General features: G+C 73.1%; 16 protein-coding genes. 10 read left to right on the forward strand and 6 right to left on the reverse strand.

Annotated elements, in window-relative coordinates; genetic code table 11:
* Positions 1-241 precede the first annotated feature (241 nt).
* The gene (locus tag AB0C02_RS26505; RefSeq protein ID WP_357551654.1) at positions 242-1,255 is read right to left on the reverse strand and encodes an ECF subfamily RNA polymerase sigma factor, BldN family; all 1,014 of its coding nucleotides are present in this window, start codon (positions 1,253-1,255) and stop codon (positions 242-244) included.
* Positions 1,256-1,774: 519 nt separating this feature from the next.
* Between AB0C02_RS26505 and AB0C02_RS26510 the strand changes: the two genes are divergently transcribed.
* Both AB0C02_RS26510 and AB0C02_RS26515 read left to right on the forward strand, forming a co-directional pair.
* On the forward strand, positions 1,775-2,029 hold the full coding sequence (locus AB0C02_RS26510; RefSeq protein ID WP_357551655.1) for a glutaredoxin family protein: 255 nt from the start codon (positions 1,775-1,777) through the stop codon (positions 2,027-2,029).
* Positions 2,030-2,050: 21 nt separating this feature from the next.
* A complete protein-coding gene (locus tag AB0C02_RS26515) occupies positions 2,051-2,701 on the forward strand; it encodes an HAD hydrolase-like protein (protein WP_357551656.1) in 651 nt (216 codons plus the stop codon).
* A gap of 103 nt (positions 2,702-2,804) precedes the next feature.
* Here AB0C02_RS26515 and AB0C02_RS26520 read toward each other — a convergent pair whose 3' ends face one another.
* Together AB0C02_RS26520 and AB0C02_RS26525 are read right to left on the reverse strand one after the other, a co-directional pair.
* The gene (locus tag AB0C02_RS26520; protein ID WP_357551682.1) at positions 2,805-3,461 is read right to left on the reverse strand and encodes a response regulator transcription factor; all 657 of its coding nucleotides are present in this window, start codon (positions 3,459-3,461) and stop codon (positions 2,805-2,807) included.
* Positions 3,462-3,502: 41 nt separating this feature from the next.
* On the reverse strand, positions 3,503-4,807 hold the full coding sequence (locus AB0C02_RS26525) for a sensor domain-containing protein (protein WP_357551657.1): 1,305 nt from the start codon (positions 4,805-4,807) through the stop codon (positions 3,503-3,505).
* A gap of 386 nt (positions 4,808-5,193) precedes the next feature.
* Between AB0C02_RS26525 and AB0C02_RS26530 the strand changes: the two genes are divergently transcribed.
* The 6 genes from AB0C02_RS26530 to AB0C02_RS26555 all read left to right on the forward strand — a co-directional run bounded on the left by AB0C02_RS26530 (position 5,194) and on the right by AB0C02_RS26555 (position 12,029).
* Complete coding sequence (locus AB0C02_RS26530) at positions 5,194-5,964, forward strand: redox-sensing transcriptional repressor Rex (protein WP_357551658.1); 771 nt, start codon at positions 5,194-5,196, stop codon at positions 5,962-5,964.
* Complete coding sequence (locus AB0C02_RS26535) at positions 5,961-7,322, forward strand: glutamyl-tRNA reductase (RefSeq protein ID WP_357551659.1); 1,362 nt, start codon at positions 5,961-5,963, stop codon at positions 7,320-7,322. Before AB0C02_RS26530 ends, AB0C02_RS26535 begins: the two co-directional genes overlap by 4 nt.
* Entirely contained in the window at positions 7,319-8,287 is a 969-nt protein-coding gene (gene hemC / locus AB0C02_RS26540) for a hydroxymethylbilane synthase (RefSeq protein WP_357551660.1), read from the forward strand. Before AB0C02_RS26535 ends, hemC begins: the two co-directional genes overlap by 4 nt.
* Complete coding sequence (locus AB0C02_RS26545) at positions 8,284-9,864, forward strand: uroporphyrinogen-III synthase (RefSeq protein ID WP_357551661.1); 1,581 nt, start codon at positions 8,284-8,286, stop codon at positions 9,862-9,864. Before hemC ends, AB0C02_RS26545 begins: the two co-directional genes overlap by 4 nt.
* A 12-nt stretch (positions 9,865-9,876) precedes the next feature.
* Entirely contained in the window at positions 9,877-10,860 is a 984-nt protein-coding gene (gene hemB / locus AB0C02_RS26550; protein ID WP_357551662.1) for a porphobilinogen synthase, read from the forward strand.
* A 617-nt stretch (positions 10,861-11,477) separates the two neighbouring features.
* Positions 11,478-12,029, forward strand: a complete 552-nt coding sequence (locus tag AB0C02_RS26555; RefSeq protein ID WP_357551663.1) for a helix-turn-helix domain-containing protein — start codon at positions 11,478-11,480, stop codon at positions 12,027-12,029.
* 27 nt (positions 12,030-12,056) lie between these two features.
* Here the strand turns inward: AB0C02_RS26555 and AB0C02_RS26560 are convergent, their stop codons facing one another.
* Together AB0C02_RS26560 and AB0C02_RS26565 are read right to left on the reverse strand one after the other, a co-directional pair.
* On the reverse strand, positions 12,057-13,073 hold the full coding sequence (locus AB0C02_RS26560; RefSeq protein ID WP_357551683.1) for a GNAT family N-acetyltransferase: 1,017 nt from the start codon (positions 13,071-13,073) through the stop codon (positions 12,057-12,059).
* Between the two features lie 67 nt (positions 13,074-13,140).
* Positions 13,141-14,277 carry a lytic murein transglycosylase gene (locus AB0C02_RS26565; protein ID WP_357551664.1) on the reverse strand — a complete coding sequence of 379 codons (1,137 nt, stop codon included), beginning with the start codon at positions 14,275-14,277 and terminating at the stop codon, positions 13,141-13,143.
* Between the two features lie 56 nt (positions 14,278-14,333).
* On the opposite strand from AB0C02_RS26565, the gene AB0C02_RS26570 reads away from it, so the two are divergent.
* Together AB0C02_RS26570 and AB0C02_RS26575 are read left to right on the forward strand one after the other, a co-directional pair.
* Complete coding sequence (locus tag AB0C02_RS26570; RefSeq protein ID WP_357551665.1) at positions 14,334-14,555, forward strand: zinc ribbon domain-containing protein; 222 nt, start codon at positions 14,334-14,336, stop codon at positions 14,553-14,555.
* Between the two features lie 155 nt (positions 14,556-14,710).
* A complete protein-coding gene (locus AB0C02_RS26575; RefSeq protein ID WP_357551666.1) occupies positions 14,711-17,461 on the forward strand; it encodes an adenylate/guanylate cyclase domain-containing protein in 2,751 nt (916 codons plus the stop codon).
* Here the strand turns inward: AB0C02_RS26575 and AB0C02_RS26580 are convergent.
* The gene (locus AB0C02_RS26580; RefSeq protein ID WP_357551667.1) at positions 17,395-19,050 is read right to left on the reverse strand and encodes a family 10 glycosylhydrolase; all 1,656 of its coding nucleotides are present in this window, start codon (positions 19,048-19,050) and stop codon (positions 17,395-17,397) included. The genes AB0C02_RS26575 and AB0C02_RS26580 overlap by 67 nt on opposite strands.
* Positions 19,051-19,065 lie beyond the last annotated feature (15 nt).

A 19,065-nucleotide genomic window follows, 5' to 3' on the forward strand; every position in this document is an offset into this window, starting at 1 on the left:
TGGCAGCGTGACGCGACGGTCGACCGAGACGGTCGACCATGCCCGCCGGACCGGGGGGCCCGGGGGACGCCGGGACAACCACTGGTCGCACCCGGAGAAACGGACCGCGCCGGTCGCCGGTTACGGGGACGGGGGCGACGAATCACCAAGCATGATTGCCGTCACCGGGGTCGGACGGCACACTTCTGCCCGTGCCCGGCGCATCGCCGAGCGGGCGCCGGGGTCGGGCACGGGTTGGGGGTCAGGGCTGGAAGCCGTCGGGCAGCAGCCGGGCCAGGGCCCGGACCGCCCGGTACTGCAACGCCTTGATGGCGCCCTCGTTCTTGCCCATCGCACGGGCCGTCTCGGCGACCGAGAAGCCCTGGAGAAAGCGGAGCACGATGCACTCCTGCTGCTCCGGGTTGAGCTGCTTGACCGCGGTGAGCAGCGCGACGTTTGTGATGTGCTCGACCACGGCCGCCTCCGGGCTGCCCTCCGGCCCCCGGTCCTCCCGGTCGGCGTCGAGCACGTCGCCGGTGGTGACCTCCAGCCGGTACCGCCCCGACTTGAAGTGGTCGGCGACCAGGTTGCGGGCGATGGTGACCAGCCAGGCACCCAGGTCGCGCCCCTGCCAGGTGACGCTGCCGATGCGCTTGAGCGCCCGGAGGAAGGTGTCGGAGGTGAGGTCCTCGGCGAGCTGGCGGTTGCCGACCCGGAAGTAGACGAACCGGAAGACCGTGTCGACGTACCGGTCGTAGAGCAGGCCGAACGCCTCGGCCTCGCCGGCCTGCGCCCGCTCGACCAGCGTCCACACCTCGGTCGCCGGATCGGACGGATCGGGGCGGCTCGGGTAGCCGGTGGCGGGGGTCGCTGCGGCGGGCACCGCTGGCAGGATCGCGGTGTCGGCGGCCGGCACCGCCGGGAGTACGGCGGTGTCGCCGGCGGACACTGCCGGGAGTATGGCGGTGTCGCTGGTCGTTGGGTCGGTGGCCGACGGGCCGTCGCCGCCGCGCCGACCCTGTGTTGGCGCGGCCGGCCGGGACGGGGTGCCGAGCCGGCCGGAGGCGGGCTTCGCGTTGCCACCGGGCACCACCGGTCGCGGCGGTGCCTCGTTGTGGTGCGAGCGGTTGCGGACCCGTCGGGCCCCCTCATCCCGTACCGCCGGGCCCCACGTCCCCTCGCCGGAGGCGCGGGACTCCACCCGTTCGTTGGCCGGTGTTCGCTGGGTCGGGCCGGTCATTCCGGCCGATCGGTCCGCGTAACCGAAGGTGGTCACCGTGCCTCCCCGATCCGCGCGGGGCGCGGCCGCACCGGTCGCTGAGGCGTCGCGGTGAGACCGCGTACGCCCGGGCCGGGCAGAGTCGTTCCGGGACGTGCCGGCGGGCGGCAGATCCCCTTGAGGTGCTGGTCCGATGCGCTCACAGGCAAGGGGGCCTCCTCGGGCTGAGGGGTGTCGACTCACGGCAAATGGGGTGAGCCGACCAGGGTGATGATAGGGGTCAACGTCACCCGCACGTGGCAAGTCCGTTACACAGAGCGGAAGTATTTCCCGCTCCATCGCACCCGTGGCGGACCGGTTGTCCGTCGTGTGCGGTTGACTTTCGCGTTGGGCACCGGTCTTGAGTGGAACTCCTGGTCGGAGCGAATTTCGTGGCTCTCGGCGTGTCGCGGCAGCGGCCCGTGGTCACCGACCTCGCCGTGCTCCGAGCCGCCTGCCTGCGCGTAACCTGGCCGGACGGAGAGTGAAACATCCGAACCGCTCGACACCGAGCAACCAGTGGGAGGCAGGTACCCGATGTCCAGTGACGCCCGGCTCACCTTGATCACTCGGCCCGGCTGTCACCTGTGCGAGGACGCGAAGGCGGCGCTCGACCGGGTGGTGGCGGTCACCGGCGACCGCTGGATCGAGAAAGACGTCACCGACGACATCGAGCTGGAGCGCGAGTACGGCGACCGGCTGCCGGTGGTGCTGCTGGACGGCAAGGAGCACGGCTACTGGCGGGTCGAAGAGGACCGCCTGCTGCGGGACCTGACCACCCCGCAGCTCTGACCGGCCCTTTATCGTGCAGCGATGACCACTGCTCGCCGCCACCTGGTGTGGGACTGGAACGGAACGCTCCTCGACGACCTCGATCTGGTGGTGCGGGCCACCAACGTCGCCTTCGCCAGCGCCGGCGGCCCGGCGGTCACCGCTGACGAGCACCGGGTCCGGTTCCGTCGGCCGATCGTCGACTACTACGCCGAGATGCTCGGCCGGGCGATCGACGAGGAGGCGTTCGGCCGGCTCGACCGGATCTTCCACGACGCGTACCGGGCCGGGCTGACCGACTGCGCGTTGGCCGCCGACGCGACTGCGGCGATCGCCGCCTGGCCGGGCAGCCAGTCGCTGCTGTCCATGTGGTTCCACGACGAGCTGGTGCCGACCGTGCAGACGTACGGGCTGACCCCGCACTTCACCCGGGTGGACGGGCTGCGGGCCGCGGTGGGCGGCGGCCACAAGGCCGAGTGGCTGGAGAAGCACCTGGCCGAGCTGGGGCTCGCCGGCCACGAGGTGATGCTGATCGGCGACTCGCTCGACGACGCCGACGCCGCCCTCTCGGTCGGCGCCCGCTGCGTCCTCTACACCGGCGGCCTCTCCGACCCGGCCCGCCTCCGCGCCTCCAACCACCCCGTGGCCAACACCCTCACCGAAGCCGTGGCCCTAGCCCACACCCTCCCCTAACCTCCCGTCCGCGCTTGTTGATCAAGGGGTTTGCGTCTGGATCGCGCGAATCCTCGACGCAAAACTTCTTGATCAACTCAGCTGGAGGGGGTGGGGATGGGGGTTAGGCGCGGAGGTGGGTTAGGACGGCTAGGACGCGGCGGTGGTGGGTTGTTGCGTCCTGGGGGAGGTTGAGCTTGGTGAAGATGTTGCGGACGTGTTTCTCGACGGCGCCGTCGCTGACCACCAGGTTTCGGGCGATCGCGGTGTTGGAGCGGCCCTCGGCCATCAGGGCCAGCACCTCCCGCTCGCGTGGGGTCAGCGCGGCCAGCGGGTCGCCGCGCCGGCGGCGGACCAGCAACTGGCCGATCACCTCCGGGTCGAGCACCGTGCCGCCGGTGGCCACCCGGTTCAACGCGTCCAGGAACTCGTCGATCGCGGCCACCCGGTCCTTCAGCAGGTAGCCGATCCCGCCGCCGGCCCCGCCGGTGGTGGCGAGCAGGTCGTCCGCGTACGACACCTCGACGTACTGGGAGAGCACCAGGACCGGCGTACGGGGCACCCGCCGGCGGGCCTCCACGGCGGCGCGCAACCCCTCGTCGGTGTGCGAGGGCGGCATCCGTACGTCCACCACCGAGACGTCCGGCCGGTGCGTCACCACCGCCTCGACCAGGGCGTCTCCGTCCCCGACGGCGGCCACCACCTCGTGTCCCGACTCGGTCAGCAGCCGGACCAGCCCCTCCCGGAGCAGTACGGCATCGTCCGCGACAATCACCCGCATAGGTCCGGTGTCTATCACGTCCTCGGTCATCGGTCCGCCCGTCAGCGAGGCAGTTCGACGCGGATCACGGTGGGGCCGCCGGTCGGGCTGGTGACGTCGAGCACGCCGCCGACCGCCCGGACCCGGTCGGCGATCCCGCTCAGCCCGTGCCCCTTGGCCAGGTGGGCGCCGCCCACCCCGTCGTCCGCCACGCTGATCTCCAGCCGGCCCACCCGACGGGTCACCTCAACGTGGCAGGCGGCCGCCCGGCTGTGCTTGGCGACGTTGGTCAGCGCCTCGGCCACCACGAAGTACGCGGTGGTCTCCACCGCCGGGTCCAGCCGTCCCTGCGGCGTACCCAGGTCGTCGTCGACCGCCAGCTCGGTGGGGACCAGCGCGCGGGCGGCGAGGGCGGCCAGGGCGCTCGGCAGGCCCCGGTCGACCAGGATCGGCGGGGCGATTCCCCGGGACAGGGCCCGCAGCTCGTCGAGGGTCTCCCGGGTCTGGGTGACCGCCTCGTCCAGGGTCCGCCGGGCCGCCTCGGGGTCGGCGGCGAGCTGCTGGCGGGCCCGGCTGAGGTCCATGGCGAGGCGGACCAGGCGCTGCTGCGGGCCGTCGTGGATGTCCCGTTCCAGCCGGCGCAGGGCGGACGCCTCGGCGGAGGCGGCGGCCCGCTTCTGGTCCTCCAGCGTGCTGATCCGGTGGCGCATCTCGGCCACCCCGGTCAGCAGGAAGCGGGCCAGGCCGGCCTGGAGCCGGGCGCACCCACGGGCCACCAGCGGCAGGGTGAGCAGGCAGAACAGGCCGAACGAGGTGTTCAACGCGATCCGTGGGGCGGGCCCCACGCCCATCCCGAGCAACTCGCTGAGGTCCTGCTGCCCGGGGCCGCGCGGGATAGCCCAGTCGTACGTGAAGTAGAGGGTGCCGCCGACGGCCATCGCCCACCAGACCAGCACCACCACGAAGGTCGGCAGTGACACGAGCAGCTTGACGAATGCGTGCAGCAGGTCGAGCCAGGACTGCGGGTCGCGCATCGGCGTCAGGATCCGGCGCCAGTACCCGCCCCGCGGCTGAGGTGCCAGGTAGACCGGGCGGACCCGGGGCTGGCGGAGCACCCCGGGCAGCCGGAACCGCTCGAGATCGGCCAGCCCGCGGGCCACGTACAGGGTGCCGGCGAGTACGGGCAGACCGAGCGTGGTGACCAGCAGTCCGGCGGTGAGTGAGATCCCCGCCACCGCCACCACGAAGCCGACCAGCGCCAGTGGCAGGCCGAAGAGCACGTAACCGGAGTCGCGCAGGAGCTGCCGGGCGAGTCCCGGCGATGGTGCGGTGGGGGCCGGTGCGTCGGCCAGGGGTGCGGCGGTCATGCCATCGAGGCTATGGGCCGGAGCCCGCCCGACCCATCCCGCGCACCGGCCTCTCCGGGGTGGGGTTCTCCCTACCCCGTGTGAGAGTCGTCGCGTCGGGCGGTGACACGGCGCTACCGGGCGCGCGCGATTGGTCAGAGAAGTCGGGATTGAGCAATAATCACCGAGCGGCGCCGACGGTGCGCGGTTATCGATCTTGTGAAGTGGAGGGGCAGGTGGAGGCGCGTCGCCGGCCAGCAAGATCGCGATTTGTGCACCTGTTCACAAGCGCCTACTCTGTAGTTCCGACGCGCCCTGCTAGCACAGCCGGCAACATCGGTCGCCAGCGGGAGTCCCGAGACGACCGGCCACCGACGCTGGTCGAGGATCGCACCGCACGGAGTCTCATGAGTCAGCACCGTCACCCTGGCGCGCCCGGTCGCGCCGGTGCCGTACCGGCGCTCCCGGACCTGCCCGAGGCGACCGTCGCGCGGCTTCCGGAATACCTCCGTGCCCTGCACGCCCTCGCCGACGCCGGCGACGAGACGGTCTCCAGCGAGGCGCTGGCCAACGCCGCCGGGGTCAACTCGGCGAAGCTCCGTAAGGACCTCTCCCACCTCGGCTCCTACGGAACCAGAGGGGTCGGCTACGACGTCGCCCTGCTGATCGACCAGATCGAGTCGGTGCTCGGGCTCACCCAGTGCCGGTCGGTCGCCCTGGTCGGCGTGGGTAATCTCGGTCACGCCCTGGCCGGCTACGACGGCTTCGCCAGCCGTGGCTTCCGGATCGCCGCGCTCTTCGACGCGGACTCGTCCCGGATCGGCGAGGAGATCAACGGGCTGCTCGTCCGGCACATCGACGAGCTGCCCCGGGTGGCCGCCGACGAGTTGATCTCGATAGGGGTCATCGCCACCCCGGCGCCGGCCGCCCAGTCGGTGGCCGACCAGCTCGTCGCCGTCGGCGTGACGAGCATCCTCAACTTCGCTCCGTGCGTACTCTCGGTGCCGGATGGGGTCGACGTGCGCAAGGTCGACCTCGCGATCGAGCTGCAGATCCTGTCCTTCCACGAGCACCGCAAGGCCTCGCTGACCGCCCTGCCCGCCACCGGCGGGTCCGCCCTCACCGCCCTGCCGGGCGGGCTCACGGCCACCGACACACAGGAGGCGATCGGCACGTGAAACTGCTCGCCGTCGGCGCGTCGTACCGCACCGCTCCGGTCGCCACGCTGGAGCGGCTGGCCGTCCCGCCCGCCGACCTCACCCGCACCCTGGACCGGCTGGTCGCCCAGTCGTACGTCGCCGAGGCCGTGCTCGTCTCCACCTGCAACCGGGTGGAGGTGTACGCGGCCGTCTCCGGTTTCCACGGCGGCCTCGGCGACATCTGCGCGGTCCTGGCCGAGCTGGCTGGCTGCCCGCCGGCGGCGCTCGCCAACCACCTCTATGTCCACTACGACGCCGCCGCCGTCAACCACGTCTTCCGGGTCGCCGCCGGGCTGGACTCGATGGTCGTCGGCGAGGCGCAGATCCTCGGCCAGCTCCGGGACGCCTACCACTGCTCCAGCGGCGCCGACGCCACCGGCCGCCTGCTGCACGAGCTGATGCAGCAGGCGCTGCGGGTGGGCAAGCGCGCGCACGCCGAGACCAACATCGATCGGGCCGGTCAGAGCGTGGTCACCGCCGCCCTCGACCTCGCCGCTGACCTGCTCGGCGGCGAACTGGCCGGCCGCCCCGCCATGGTGGTGGGCGCCGGCGCGATGGGCTCGCTCGGCGTCGCCACCCTCTCCCGGCTGGGCGCCGGGTCGCTCACCGTCACCAACCGCAGCGCCGACCGGGCCGTCCGGCTGGCCGAATCGTACGGCGCGAACGCCGTGCCGATGGCCGAACTGGTCGATGCGCTCTCCACAGTGGACATCGTAGTGGCCGCCACCGCGGCCACGGAACCGGTCCTCACCCGCGACGTGGTGAGCCGGGCGCTGGCTCGGCGCGATGTCGGCCGGGGCCGGCTGGTCCTGCTCGACCTGGCCGTCCCGCGCGACGTCGAGGCGGGCGTCGCCGAGCTGCCCGGCGTCGAGGTGATCGACATCGACCGGATGGCCGCGATCCTCGCCGACGGCGCCGCCGCCGCCGATGCCGCCGAGGTGGCCCGGATCGTCGCCGACGAGGTCGAGGCGTTCCTCAGCTGGCTGCGCGGCGCCGACGTGGCGCCCACCGTGGCCGCCCTGCGCGGGCGCGCCGACGACGTGGTCGCGGCCGAGCTGCGCCGGCTGGCCCAGCGCCGTCCCGACCTCACCGACGACCAACGCGCCGAGGTCGCCCGCACCGTGCACCGGGTGGTGCAGCGGCTGCTGCACCAACCGACCGTACGGGTCCGCCAGCTCGCCGCCGAGCCCGGCGGCGACCAGTACGCGGCCCTGCTGCGCGAGCTGTTCGACCTGCAGGTGCCGCAGACCTCTCCGGTCGACACCGTGCCCGACGTGGTGGAACCGGAGATCGTCATGCCGGCTGACACCGCCCCACCCACCGGAGGTGCCCGATGACCGCCCCCCTGCGCCTTGGCACGCGGGGCAGCGCCCTGGCGATGGCCCAGTCCGGCCACGTCGCCGAGGCCCTCACCAAGGCAACCGGCCGCGAGGTCGAGTTGGTCGAGGTGCTGACCGCCGGGGACCGCTCCTCGGCCCCGGTGCACCGGCTCGGCGTCGGCGTCTTCGTCTCCGCACTGCGGGACGCGCTGACCGCCGGCACCATCGACTTCGCCGTCCACTCGTACAAGGACCTGCCCACCGCGGACGCCCCCGGCCTGCACATCGCCGCGGTGCCGCCCCGGCAGGACCCGCGTGACGCGCTCGTCGCCCGGGACGGCCGTACGCTCGCCGAGCTGCCGCCCGGCGCCCGGGTCGGCACCGGCGCACTGCGCCGCATCGCCCAGCTGCACGCGCTCGGGATGCAGCTGGAGGTCACCCCGATCCGGGGCAACGTGGACACCCGCCTCGGCCGGGTGCTCGGCCCGGACGCCGACCTCGACGCCGTCGTCCTGGCCCGGGCCGGGCTCGCCCGCCTCGACCGGACGGACGTGATCACCGAGACGCTCGATCCGATGCTGATGCTGCCCGCGCCCGCGCAGGGCGCGCTGGCGGTGGAGTGCCGGATCGACGACCAGGACATGGTCGAGCTGCTCGCGGTGCTCGACCACGCACCGTCCCGCGCCGCGGTCATCGCGGAACGGGCGCTGCTGGCCACCCTGGAGGCCGGGTGCAGCGCACCCGTCGCCGCCTACGGCGAACTCGCCGAGGGTGAGACCGGTGAGGAGATCTACCTGCGCGGGGCGGTGATCAGCCCGGACGGTACTCGCGACCTCCGACTGTCCCGCACCGGAACGCCCGCCGACGCGGCGGAGATCGGCAAGGCACTCGCCGCCGAACTCCTCGAACTCGGCGCCGACTCGATCCTCGGCCAAGAAGGACACGCCGGCCCGGGGACCCAGCAATTTGGGAGCACAGAATGACCCGCACCCGTAAGCCCGTAGGCCGTATCGCGTTCGTCGGGGCCGGTCCCGGCGACCCGGGCCTGCTGACCAGCCGGGCGCACGACGCCTTGATCGACGCCGACCAGGTGGTGTACGACCGGGGAATCCCCGAGTCGCTGCTCGAGCACATCCGGGCCCAGGCCAAGTCCGACGCCCAGTTCAGCCCTGCCGAGGGCGTACCGGGGGACGTGGCGAAGGTGCTGATCTCCGCAGCCCGCTCCGGGCAGAACGCGGTGCACCTGGTCGCCGGTGACCCGTTCGGCCACGAGTCGGTGGTCAGGGAGGTGCAGGCGGTGGCGCGTACCGCCGCGCGCTTCGAGGTGGTTCCGGGCGTCGGCCAGGCTGAGGGCGTGTCCACCTACGCGGGTGTGCCGCTGCCGGGGATGCGGACCGCCGCCGACGTCGAGGACGTCACCACGCTGGACTTCGACGCGCTGGCCGCGGCTGTCGGCCGGGGCTCGCTCGCCCTGGCCGTGGACGCCGGCGACCTGGCCGCGATCCGGGACGGCCTGCTGGCCGCCGGGGTGGACGGCACCACCGGCGTCGGGGTGACCGGCGACGGCACCGGCGAGACGCAGTACACCACCACGTCGACCGTGGACTCCTTCGTCGCGGCGGCGCTCGGTTTCACCGGCCGGGTCGTGCTCACCATCGGTGTGGGCGTCTCCGAACGCGACAAGCTGAGCTGGTGGGAGAACCGGCCGCTGTACGGCTGGAAGGTGCTCGTACCCCGGACCAAGGAGCAGGCCGGTGCGATGAGCGCCCGACTGCGGGCGTACGGGGCGATCCCGTGCGAGGTGCCGACCATCGCGGTCGAGCCGCCGCGTACCCCCGCCCAGATGGAGCGGGCGATCAAGGGCCTGGTCGACGGCCGGTACGCCTGGGTGGTCTTCACCTCGGTGAACGCGGTGCGGGCCGTCTGGGAGAAGTTCGCCGAGCACGGCCTGGACGCCCGCCACTTCGGCGGCGTCAAGATCGCCTGCATCGGCGAGGCCACCGCGGACGCGGTCCGGGCGTTCGGCATCCAGCCGGAGCTGGTGCCCTCGGGCGAGCAGACCTCGGAGGGTCTGCTGGCCGAGTTCTCGCCGCACGACGAGATCCTCGACCCGGTCGGCCGGGTGCTGCTGCCGCGTGCCGACATCGCCACCGAGACCCTGGCCGCCGGGCTCACCGAACGGGGCTGGGAGGTCGACGACGTGACCGCGTACCGGACCGTCCGGGCCGCCCCGCCGCCGGCCGAGATTCGGGACGCGATCAAGTCGGGCGGCTTCGACGCCGTGCTCTTCACGTCCTCCTCGACAGTGCGCAATCTCGTCGGTATCGCCGGGAAGCCGCACGCGCGTACCGTTGTCGCCGTCATCGGGCCCAAGACGGCGGAGACGGCGACGGAGTTCGGCCTGCGGGTCGACGTGCAGCCGGCCCACGCGTCGGTGCCCGACCTGGTGGAGGCGCTCGCCGCCTACGCCGTCGAGCTGCGCGAGAAGCTGGCCGCCATGCCGGCCAAGCAGCGCCGCGGCTCGAAGGTGCAGGGGCCGACCGCCCTGAGGTTCCGCTGACAGGAGGCTCCCGTGGCATACCCCGAGGTTCGGCCCCGCCGGCTGCGTCGTAACGCGGCCGTGCGGCGGCTGGTCTCCGAGACTCGCGTCGACCCGGCCGAGCTGGTCCTGCCGATGTTCGTCAAGGAAGGGTTGACCGAGCCACGGGCCATCGCGTCGCTCCCGGGAGTGCTCCAGCACTCCCGGGACTCGCTGCGCAAGGCCGCCGTCGAGGCGGTCCAGGCCGGGGTGGGCGGGCTCATGCTCTTCGGCGTGCCGGCGTCACGGGACGAGTCCGGGTCCGGTGGTCTCGATCCGGACGGCATCCTCAACGTGGCGATCCGGGACGTCGTCGCCGAGGTGGGCGACGCCACCGTGGTGATGAGTGACCTCTGCCTGGACGAGTTCACCTCGCACGGCCACTGCGGGCTGCTCACCCCGGACGGCACCGTGGACAACGACGCCACGCTGGAGGCTTACGCCCGGATGGCGGTCGCCCAGGCCGACGCCGGGGTCGGCATGGTCGGGCCGTCCGGGATGATGGACGGCCAGGTCGGCGTGGTCCGCCGGGCGCTGGACGCCGCCGGTCACCAGGACGTGGCGGTGCTCGCGTACGCGGTCAAGTACGCCTCCGCCTTCTACGGCCCGTTCCGCGATGCGGTGGAGTCGGCCCTCGACGGCGACCGGCGCACCTACCAGCAGGACCCGGCGAACCTGCGGGAGTCCCTGCGCGAGGTCGAGCTGGACGTCGCCGAGGGTGCCGACCTGGTGATGGTCAAGCCGGCCCTGCCGTACCTCGACGTGGTGTCGGCGGTCCGGGCCGCGGTGGACGTCCCGGTCGCCGCCTACCAGGTCTCCGGCGAGTACGCGATGGTCGAGGCGGCTGCCGCGAACGGTTGGATCGACCGGGAGCGGGTGATGCTCGAGACGCTCACCTCGATCCGCCGGGCCGGGGCGCAGATCATCCTCACCTACTGGGCGGTCGAGGCCGCCCAACTGCTCCGCCAGCGCTACTGAGCTGTCCGCTGCGCTGCGGGGCACCGTGCGGGAAGCCGCTCCAGGGCCGACCGGGCGGCCAGGCTGTCGTCGACGGCCAACGCAAGCGCCCGGCGGATTCGGGTTCGACGTGCTCCCGGTGGAACTGCTCGGACCCGCATTCCCGGCGGCGACGTGGCCGGCGGCGCATCCGGATCCCTCGCTGGTCGCCGCGTGGTACCCGGTCCAAGCCACTGCGGATCGTCACCCTGCGTGCCTGAATCGGCGGCCCCCCACCTACCGCACCGCTCGCTTTGCTCTGCAGCCATCCACGCAGCAGCAACCCTCCGTGTCTGACGCGTATATGGCTGCGGAGCAAAGTCTGGAGAGGGCTAATAGCGTGTCGACGCGGCCGAGGGGTATTTGCCTGATTTGGGGGCTGCTGGGAGGCGGTGGAGGGAGCCGGCGGGCGGCAGTGGTCTTGTTGACGTTACCCAGCGTCATCTTTACGGTGGGTTACCAACTTCCGTGTCGGTTCCCCAGTTGGCGAGGCGGCCGGCCCGCTGACGCGGCCGGAAGTTGTCCACAGGGTGCTCGGTTTTCCACAGCCGAGCCAGCCGGGGTTGCCGCGGTGCGGCCTGCGGGGAGAGCGTGGCGGGGTGACCGATGCTGCCAACCCCGAGCGTCCCGGCCGGCCCGAAGAAGTCGTGGAACCGCCCACGCTGCTCACCGAGCCCTTCGACATTCCCTGGCCCGCTGCCGGGATCGTCCGGGCGGTCCGTCGTCGCGCCGACGCCAGCCAGCGTGAGCTGGCCCGGTTCGCCCGGGTGCATCCGGCCACTGTCGGCCGGATCGAGGCGGGCACGCTGACCCCGAGCATCGCCATGCTGCAGCGGATCATCAGCGTGGCGGGCTTCCGCCTCGCCGTCGTGGACGACTCGGGTCGGGTGCTCAAGCCGATGCGCGACCGCGGCGACCTGCGCGACGGGGCGGAACGCCGCTACCCGTCCCATCTCGACGTCATCACCGATCCGGAGCCGGGGGAGTGGTGGGCCGACCGGTATGGCCTGGCGCGGCCACCGGAGACGTTCTACCGCGACCGGGCGGTCCGGGACGCCCTGCGGCGGCGCAGCCAGTGGGAGGTGCGGGTGGCCAAGTACCGGAGTGTCCCGCCCCCGCCCGATCTGGGGCGGCGTGGAATCAGACCTTGAGCGACACAGCCGGCCGGCGGCCAAGCGTCAGCGGGGTGGATCGAGGCGGTGGACCAGCTCGGCGACGTCGACGCCGTATTCGCACCACTCCCGGTCGGGGCGGTAGCCAAGCTCCGCGTTGACCTTGAGCATGGCCTCGTTGGCCTGCGCGTTCCAGGTCTGCACCTCGACCAGCTCCGGCTCGGCCGAGCGTAGCTCCAGCAGCATCCGGGCCTTGATGGCCCGGTCGATGCCGTAGCCGCGGTGGTCGCGGACCACGATGGTGTCGTACTGGTCGGCGCGGGTCGGGTGCTGGGCCGGCACCACCACCTCGGTCAGCCCGGCGACCTCGCCGGTCTGCTCGTGCAGGGCCAGCACAATGTACGGCTTCATCCCTCGCCGGTGCAGGGTGGTCAGGCTGTCCCGCAGCCGCTCCGGGTCGTACGAGCTGGGCCGCAGCTCGCCGTCGTCGACGTCACGCACCTCGGCCTTGGCCCGCGCGTACGCCTCGATCAGCTCATCCGGCGGGCCGCCCGGGCAGAACTCCAGGTGGTATCCGGCGCCCACGCCGGTGGCCATCTCGGCCAGCGCCGGCCAGTCCACCGCGTTCAGGTCGAGCACGCTGCGGGTCTCGACGTATTCGCGGGCGAAGCCGAGCGACTCGTAGAACGCCACGGCCGGGGTGTCGCCGACCACCTCCACGCCGATCGACTGGAAGCCCTCGTCCCAGACTCGGCGGGCGGACACCCGGACCAGCTCGCGGCCGAGGCCGGTGCGCCGGGCCGCCGGGTGCACCAGCACCTCCAGCACCCCGATCCCGCCGAGGAGCAGCACGTTGACGTGCCCCAGGAGCAGGCCCGGGGTGCCGTCCTCGGCCGGCTCGGCCTGGGCGATCCAGGAGATCCGCCGCTCGCCGGGCATCACCTCGGAGAGGTATTCCCGCAGCGAACTCTCCCGCCAGGGCGGATCCTGCGGCAGGTCGGCCGCCAGGACCGCGTTCAGCGTGTCCAGCAGCGACGCGATCTCAGCGGACGACGCGTTACGAGGGTCCCACTCGCGCACCATCACCTGTCTAGCTTGCCGCCAACGGCTGCCCGGGGGAAGGGTTCGGTGCTCGAATGTATGCATCCGGTCACGTACGGCTCAGCCGCCCGTATTCGTCCGCCTTGTCGAAGACGTCCTGGGCGTACCGGCGCACGTCGTTGTAGGAGAGGATGGCACCCCACCAGTCACCCGGAACGGTCAGGTTCCGGCCACCCTTGCAGAGGTACTGGCCGGCGGCCAGGGCCGCGTCGTTGATGTTGTGGGGATCCTTGATCCCGTCGTTGTCGGCGTCCGCGCCGATCTCCTGCCACGTGCTCGGAATGAACTGCATCGGCCCGATCGCCCGGTCGTAGACGGTGTCGCCGTCGAGCCGGCCCTGGTCGGTGTCGAGGATCCGGGCGCGACCGTTTCGCCCGTCGAGCGGGTCGCCGCGGATCTCGGGTGCGGCGACACCGTCCGGACGCAGGGTGGCGCCGTTCGCGGAACCGTGCCGGGACTCGACGTAGCCGATCGCGGCGAGTGTGGTCCAGCTGAGGTGGCAGCCCGGCTGCGTCTGCTGCAGCACCAGCTCGGCGTAGCCGTACGCCTGCAGGGCGATCACCGGGATGCCGGTCCTCCCGCTGAGCCCGTTCGCCCACCCGGCCAGCGCGTCGGCCGGGCGACCGGTCGGGGCCGCCCCCACGACCGGCCCGGTCGGTTGCCCGGCGTCCGGCGGTGGCGTCCCGGTCGCCAGGTCGGTCGGCGTCCCGGTGGCGGTGTCGGTCGAGCCGGGCAGCGCGCCGCCCTCGGGCACGCCGGCCGGCCCGGTCATGGTGGCGTCGACGGCCACCGGCCCGCCGACGGCCGCCGGTACCAGCAGCGCGCCGGCCGCCGCGGTGGTCGCGACCAGGGCCAGCAGGAAGAGGCCGCCGAGGGTGGTCCGCCCGGCCGGGCGGCGGGACCAGTCCCGGGTGGCCCGGGCCGCGGCGACGGCGAGCTGCCGGGGCGGCGGAATCCGGATCGCGTGCGCGAACGGCACCCGCCGCCGCCGTAGACCGTCCCTCGCGCCGCCCCCGTCCGGCTCCGAAGTGGTCGGTGCCGGATCCACAGCGGTCGCGGCGCTGCCGGCCGTGGTGGGCTCGGATGCTGGTCGGGACCGGGGGATCAGCGGCGGCCCGGCGCCGCCGTCAGGCGGCACGGCCGGTCGTAGGGGCCGAACCGTCGATCGTTCCTTGCCGTCCACCACCCGTCGAGTATTACCCACGCCGGCCGTCGCGTCCGGCCCGGCCGTACCCTGATGGCATGCCCCGGTACGAGTTTCGCTGCCGCGCCTGCGGAGACACCTTCGAGGTCAACCGGCCGATGGCCGAGGCCGGCCACCCGGCCCCCTGTCCACAGGGTCACGCCGACACCGTGAAACTGCTCTCCACCGTCGCGGTCACCGGTCGGGGTGGCGCAGGTCGGGCCGGTGGGGCGTCCGCCCCGGCCGGAGGCGGCTGCTGCGGCGGCGGCTGCGGCTGCTGACGCCGCCGGCGATTCCACTTCCCGGTCGTCCGCCCTTGCCGCAGGTGTGGTCCTTTGGCACCTTGAGTCGGAATCCGCCCCGGCCGTTCTCACGATGTGTGACCGCGTGACCATAGGGCAGCATGAAGCCGACATCAGGGTGGGAGGTTCCACGCATGTCGCCACGGATCCACCTCCCGAGTGGTTGGGTGACCTTCGTCTTCACCGACATCGAGGGCTCCACGCGGCTGGCCCAGCTGCTCGGTACGGGTTACCGCCCGGTGCTGCGGGAGCACCGTCGCCTGCTGCGTGACACGCTGGCCGGCACCGACGGGGCGGAGCTGCTGACCGAGGGCGACTCGTTCTTCCTCGCCTTTCCCGACGCGGCCGGGGCGCTCGCCGCCTGCCTGACCGCTCAACGCGCACTGGTCAGCCACGACTGGCCCACGCCCGAGGCCAGGCCCCGGGTTCGGATGGGCCTGCACACCGGCTACGCCGAGCCCCGCGACGGCGAGTACGCCAGCCCCGAGGTGCACCGGGCGGCCCGGGTGGCCGCCGCTGCCCACGGTGGACAGGTCCTCTGCTCGGCGGCGACCGCCCGGCACGCCGATTCGCTGCCGGACGGAGCGTCCCTGTTGGACCTCGGGCTGCACCGGCTGCGCGGCTTCGACGACCGGGAACGGCTGTTCCAGGTGGTGGCGCCCGGCCTGGAGCGGCGTTTCCCGCGACCGCGTACCGCCGACGCGGTGGCGCACAACCTGCCCACCCAGGCCACCTCGTTCGTCGGGCGCGAGGCGGAACGGGTCGAGCTGAATCGGCTGGTCGAGACGTACCGGCTGGTGACGGTGCTGGGCGCGGGCGGTGCCGGCAAGACGCGGCTGGCGGTCGAGCTGGCCACCGGGATCGTCGAGGCGTACCCGGACGGGGTGTGGTTCGTCGACATCGCCGCGGTGACCGACCCGGGCCTGGTCGCCTTCGAGGTCGCCGCGGTGCTCGGGCTCCGCCCGGAGCCCGGCCGGCCGATGACGGACACCCTGGTCGAGTACGCGGCCACCCGCCGCATGCTGATCGTGCTGGACACCTGCGATGCCCAGCCGGCTGCCTCGGCCGAGGCGATCTCCCGACTGCTGGCCGGTGCCCGGGACGTCCGGGTGATCGCCACCAGCCGGGAGTCGTTCGGCCTGCCCGGCGAGGTGGTGTGGCGGATCCCGCCGCTCTCGGACGACCCGCGACCGGGCGGCGGGGAGAGCGACGCGGTCACGTTGCTGCTGGAGCGGACCGCGGCGGCCCGGGGTGGTCGGCCGCCGGGGCCGGCCGAGCAGGCCGACCTGCGCCGGGTGGTCCGCCGGTTGGACGGGTTGCCGCTGGCCATCGAGCTGGCCGCGGCCCGGCTGCGGGTGCTCTCGGCCGGTCAGCTCGCCGAGCGCCTCGACGACATGCTCGGCACGCTGGACGCCGGACGAGCGGAGCCGGAGCCGTCCACGGCGGCGTACCGGTCGGCCCAAGAGCGGCACCTGACCATGCAGGCCACGGTCACCTGGTCGTACCGGACGTTGGAGACACGCCCGGCCCGGCTGCTGCGCTGGCTGGCGGTCTTCGCCGGGCCGGTGGACTTGCCGACGGTGCAGTGGCTGCTCGACGACGATCCGCTCGACCCGCTCTCCGTACTGGTGGACAAGTCGATGGTGCTGGCCGAGCCGCACGCCTCGGGCAGCACCTACCGGATGCTCGACCCGATCCGGGCGTACGCGGCCCGCCGGCTGATCGAGGCGGGCGAGGAGCGGGCCGCCCGGGACCGGCACGTCGCCTGGTCCCGGCACGCCCTGGACCGCGCCCACCTGGGCCCGGACGGCCAGCCGATCACCCTGTCCCTGTACGCGCTCGACCCACTCGCCGGGGAACTGCGGGCCGCCCTGCGCTGGTGCGCCACCGGCGGCAGCGCCCGCTCGGGGCTGCGGCTGGCCGGCGGGCTGGACCAGTGGTGGCGGGAGCGGGGGCTGGCCCGGGAGGGGCGGCTCTGGCTGTTCCGGCTGTACGGCCGGATCGCCGAGACCGGCGAGACGATGCCGGAGGCGGAGCTGGCGGCGGCGTACCACATGCACTCGTTGCACGCCGGTGCGGACGGCGAGGTCGCCGAGGAGCTGCGCTACTCGCAGCGGGCCGAGGCGGCCGCCCGGCAGGCCGGCGACCGGGGCCTGCTCGCCCGGGTGCTGGCCGGCCGGGCCGCGCCGCTGATCGACATGGGGCAGTTCGCCGAGGCGGAACGGGTCTGCCGCGAGGTGATCGAATGGGCGTACGCGCAGGACGTTGTCTCCGACGCGCTGCGCGCCATCTACAACCTGGCCGAGCTGCTCTGGCGCCGGGGCGCGCTGGACGAGGCGGCCGAACTGCTCGGCGCGTCCCGCCCGGTCGCGGCGGCCCGCCCGGTCGAGCGGGGCCGCCGCTCGGTGGACATGCTGCTCGGCATGGTGGCGCTGGCCCGGGGCGACCTGGTGGCCGCGCACGAGCACCTGCTGGTGGCGCTGCGCTCCCGGATGAACCACGGCTACCTGGGCCGGGCCTGCGACACGTTGAACGCGATCGCGGTGCGCTGCGCGCTCGGCGGGGACGGGGTGACCGGGGCCCGGCTGTTCGGCGCGGCCCAGGCCACCCGGGCGAACCTGCGGGCCACCCCCGGCATCTACGGCCCGTACTGGCAGGAGCGGCAGGTGGAGCTGCGCCGCGAGCTCGGCGACGCGGCGTTCGACGCCACGTACGGCGAGGGCGGCGAGCTGGCCCTGGAGGAGGCGACGGCGCTGGCCCTCGGTGTCGAGCACCCGGACCAGGCCGCCGACTCCCCGCGTTTGCCCCTCCTTAGCCGTCAGCGCACAAAGCGCGCCGGGCTGGCCGGGCCCTCGTTCCAGACCCGGTCGAGAGCGGTCACGTAATAGGTGTACGGCTGCCCGGCCGCCGCGCCCGGATCCACCCAGGACTGGACGTCGCCGGCCGTGCCACGCACGGTGCCGACCAGGTGGGACGCGTCGGCGAAGCCGCACGCGTCGACGTGCCCCGTGCCGTCGAACCGGTAGATCGCGTACGAGGTGGCGGCGCCGAACGGGCCCTGGCCGTCCGCCGGCTGCCGCCAGCTCAGGTGCACCCCGTCGGCCTTCCGGTCGGCCCCGGTGAGCACGGGGTGCCGCAGCGGCCTGGCCGGGAGCTGGGACATGGTCGGCACCAGCGCCGGGCGGGAGTAGTGCTCGGCGGCGTAGCTGTCGGTGGCGCCGAGCCGGTTGGCCCGCACCTGCACTGCGGAGAAGTGCACGTTGCCGAGCACCTCCGGGTACGAGCGGTTCAACGTCAGGTGGTCCGACAGCTCACGCGGCTTCATCCAGTCCGCCCCGTATGCCGGGTCGCCGCTCTTGTAGTCGGCCTGCCCGATGTAGAGCTGGACGTTGGTGCCGCGCACCTGCTCGGCCCACCAGGGCACCAGCCGGGCGTAGTCGGCCGCCGGGTACTGGCCGATGTACCAGTAGAGCTGCGGCACCACGTAGTCGATCCACTCCTGCTTGATCCACTTGCGGGTGTCGGCGGAGATGATGTCGTACGACTGCGAGCCGGTGGTGTCCGAGCCGGCGGGGTCGGCCGAGCGGTTGCGCCAGATGCCGAACGGGCTGACGCCGAACTTCACCCACGGCTTGACCGCCTTGATTCTGGCGTTCATCTCCCGGACCAGCAGGTTGATGTTGTCCCGCCGCCAGTCGGCCCGGTCGGTGAAGCCCCGCTTGTACCGGGCGAAGGTGGCGTCGTCCGGCACCTCGTAGGTGCCGCTCGGGTACGGGTAGAAGTAGTCGTCGAAGTGCACGCCGTCGACGTCGTACCGGTTGACCGCGTCCATCATCGCGGTCTCGACGAACTCGCGGACCTCGGGGATGCCGGGGTTGTAGTAGAGCCGGCTGCCGGCGACGTTGGCCGGCGGGTACGCGAAGACCCAGTCCGGGTGCTGCCGGGCCGGGTGGTTCGGCGCGAGCTTCGACAGGTCCGCGCCGGCGCCCGGGGCCGGCATCGAGACCCGGTACGGGTTCAACCAGGCGTGGAACTCCAGGTTTCGCTTGTGCGACTCCTCGACGAGGAAGGCCAACGGATCCCAGCCCGGGTCCTGGCCGCGTACCCCGGTCAGGTATTCCGACCACGGCTCGTAAGGCGACGGCCAGAAGGCGTCGGCGGTCGGGCGGACCTGGACCACGACGGCGTTGTGGTTGAGCTGCTGGGCCAGGTCGAGCCAGCCCAGGTATTCCGCCTTCTGCTTGGCGATCCGGTCGGGTGCGGTCTGTGATGCCGCGCTCGGCCAGTCGATGTTGGTGACCGACGCGATCCACATGGCCCGGAACTGCCGCTTGGGGGTGGCCGGATCGGTCGGGCAGGTGGTCGAGGATGCGGTGGTGGCGGCGGTGTCCGCGGCGCGCGCGGGGGTGCCGGCGGCGAGTGCGCCGAGCAGCGCCACGGCCAGCCCGGCGGCGCTGAGCCGAGTTGCCTTCATGGGGTGCGGTCCCTT

It is taken from the genome of Micromonospora sp. NPDC048999, assembly GCF_040649295.1.
Taxonomy (GTDB): Bacteria; Actinomycetota; Actinomycetes; order Mycobacteriales; family Micromonosporaceae; genus Micromonospora.

Coding starts and splice junctions, on each gene's coding strand:
- AB0C02_RS26580 (WP_357551667.1), bottom strand. CDS start 19,050: ATGAAGGCAACTCGGCTCAGCGCCGCCGGGCTGGCCGTGGCGCTGCTC.
- AB0C02_RS26510 (WP_357551655.1), top strand. CDS start 1,775: ATGTCCAGTGACGCCCGGCTCACCTTGATCACTCGGCCCGGCTGTCAC.
- AB0C02_RS26520 (WP_357551682.1), bottom strand. CDS start 3,461: ATGCGGGTGATTGTCGCGGACGATGCCGTACTGCTCCGGGAGGGGCTG.
- hemC (WP_357551660.1), top strand. CDS start 7,319: ATGACCGCCCCCCTGCGCCTTGGCACGCGGGGCAGCGCCCTGGCGATG.
- AB0C02_RS26525 (WP_357551657.1), bottom strand. CDS start 4,807: ATGACCGCCGCACCCCTGGCCGACGCACCGGCCCCCACCGCACCATCG.
- AB0C02_RS26570 (WP_357551665.1), top strand. CDS start 14,334: ATGCCCCGGTACGAGTTTCGCTGCCGCGCCTGCGGAGACACCTTCGAG.
- AB0C02_RS26575 (WP_357551666.1), top strand. CDS start 14,711: ATGTCGCCACGGATCCACCTCCCGAGTGGTTGGGTGACCTTCGTCTTC.
- AB0C02_RS26545 (WP_357551661.1), top strand. CDS start 8,284: ATGACCCGCACCCGTAAGCCCGTAGGCCGTATCGCGTTCGTCGGGGCC.
- AB0C02_RS26515 (WP_357551656.1), top strand. CDS start 2,051: ATGACCACTGCTCGCCGCCACCTGGTGTGGGACTGGAACGGAACGCTC.
- AB0C02_RS26560 (WP_357551683.1), bottom strand. CDS start 13,073: ATGGTGCGCGAGTGGGACCCTCGTAACGCGTCGTCCGCTGAGATCGCG.
- AB0C02_RS26530 (WP_357551658.1), top strand. CDS start 5,194: ATGAGTCAGCACCGTCACCCTGGCGCGCCCGGTCGCGCCGGTGCCGTA.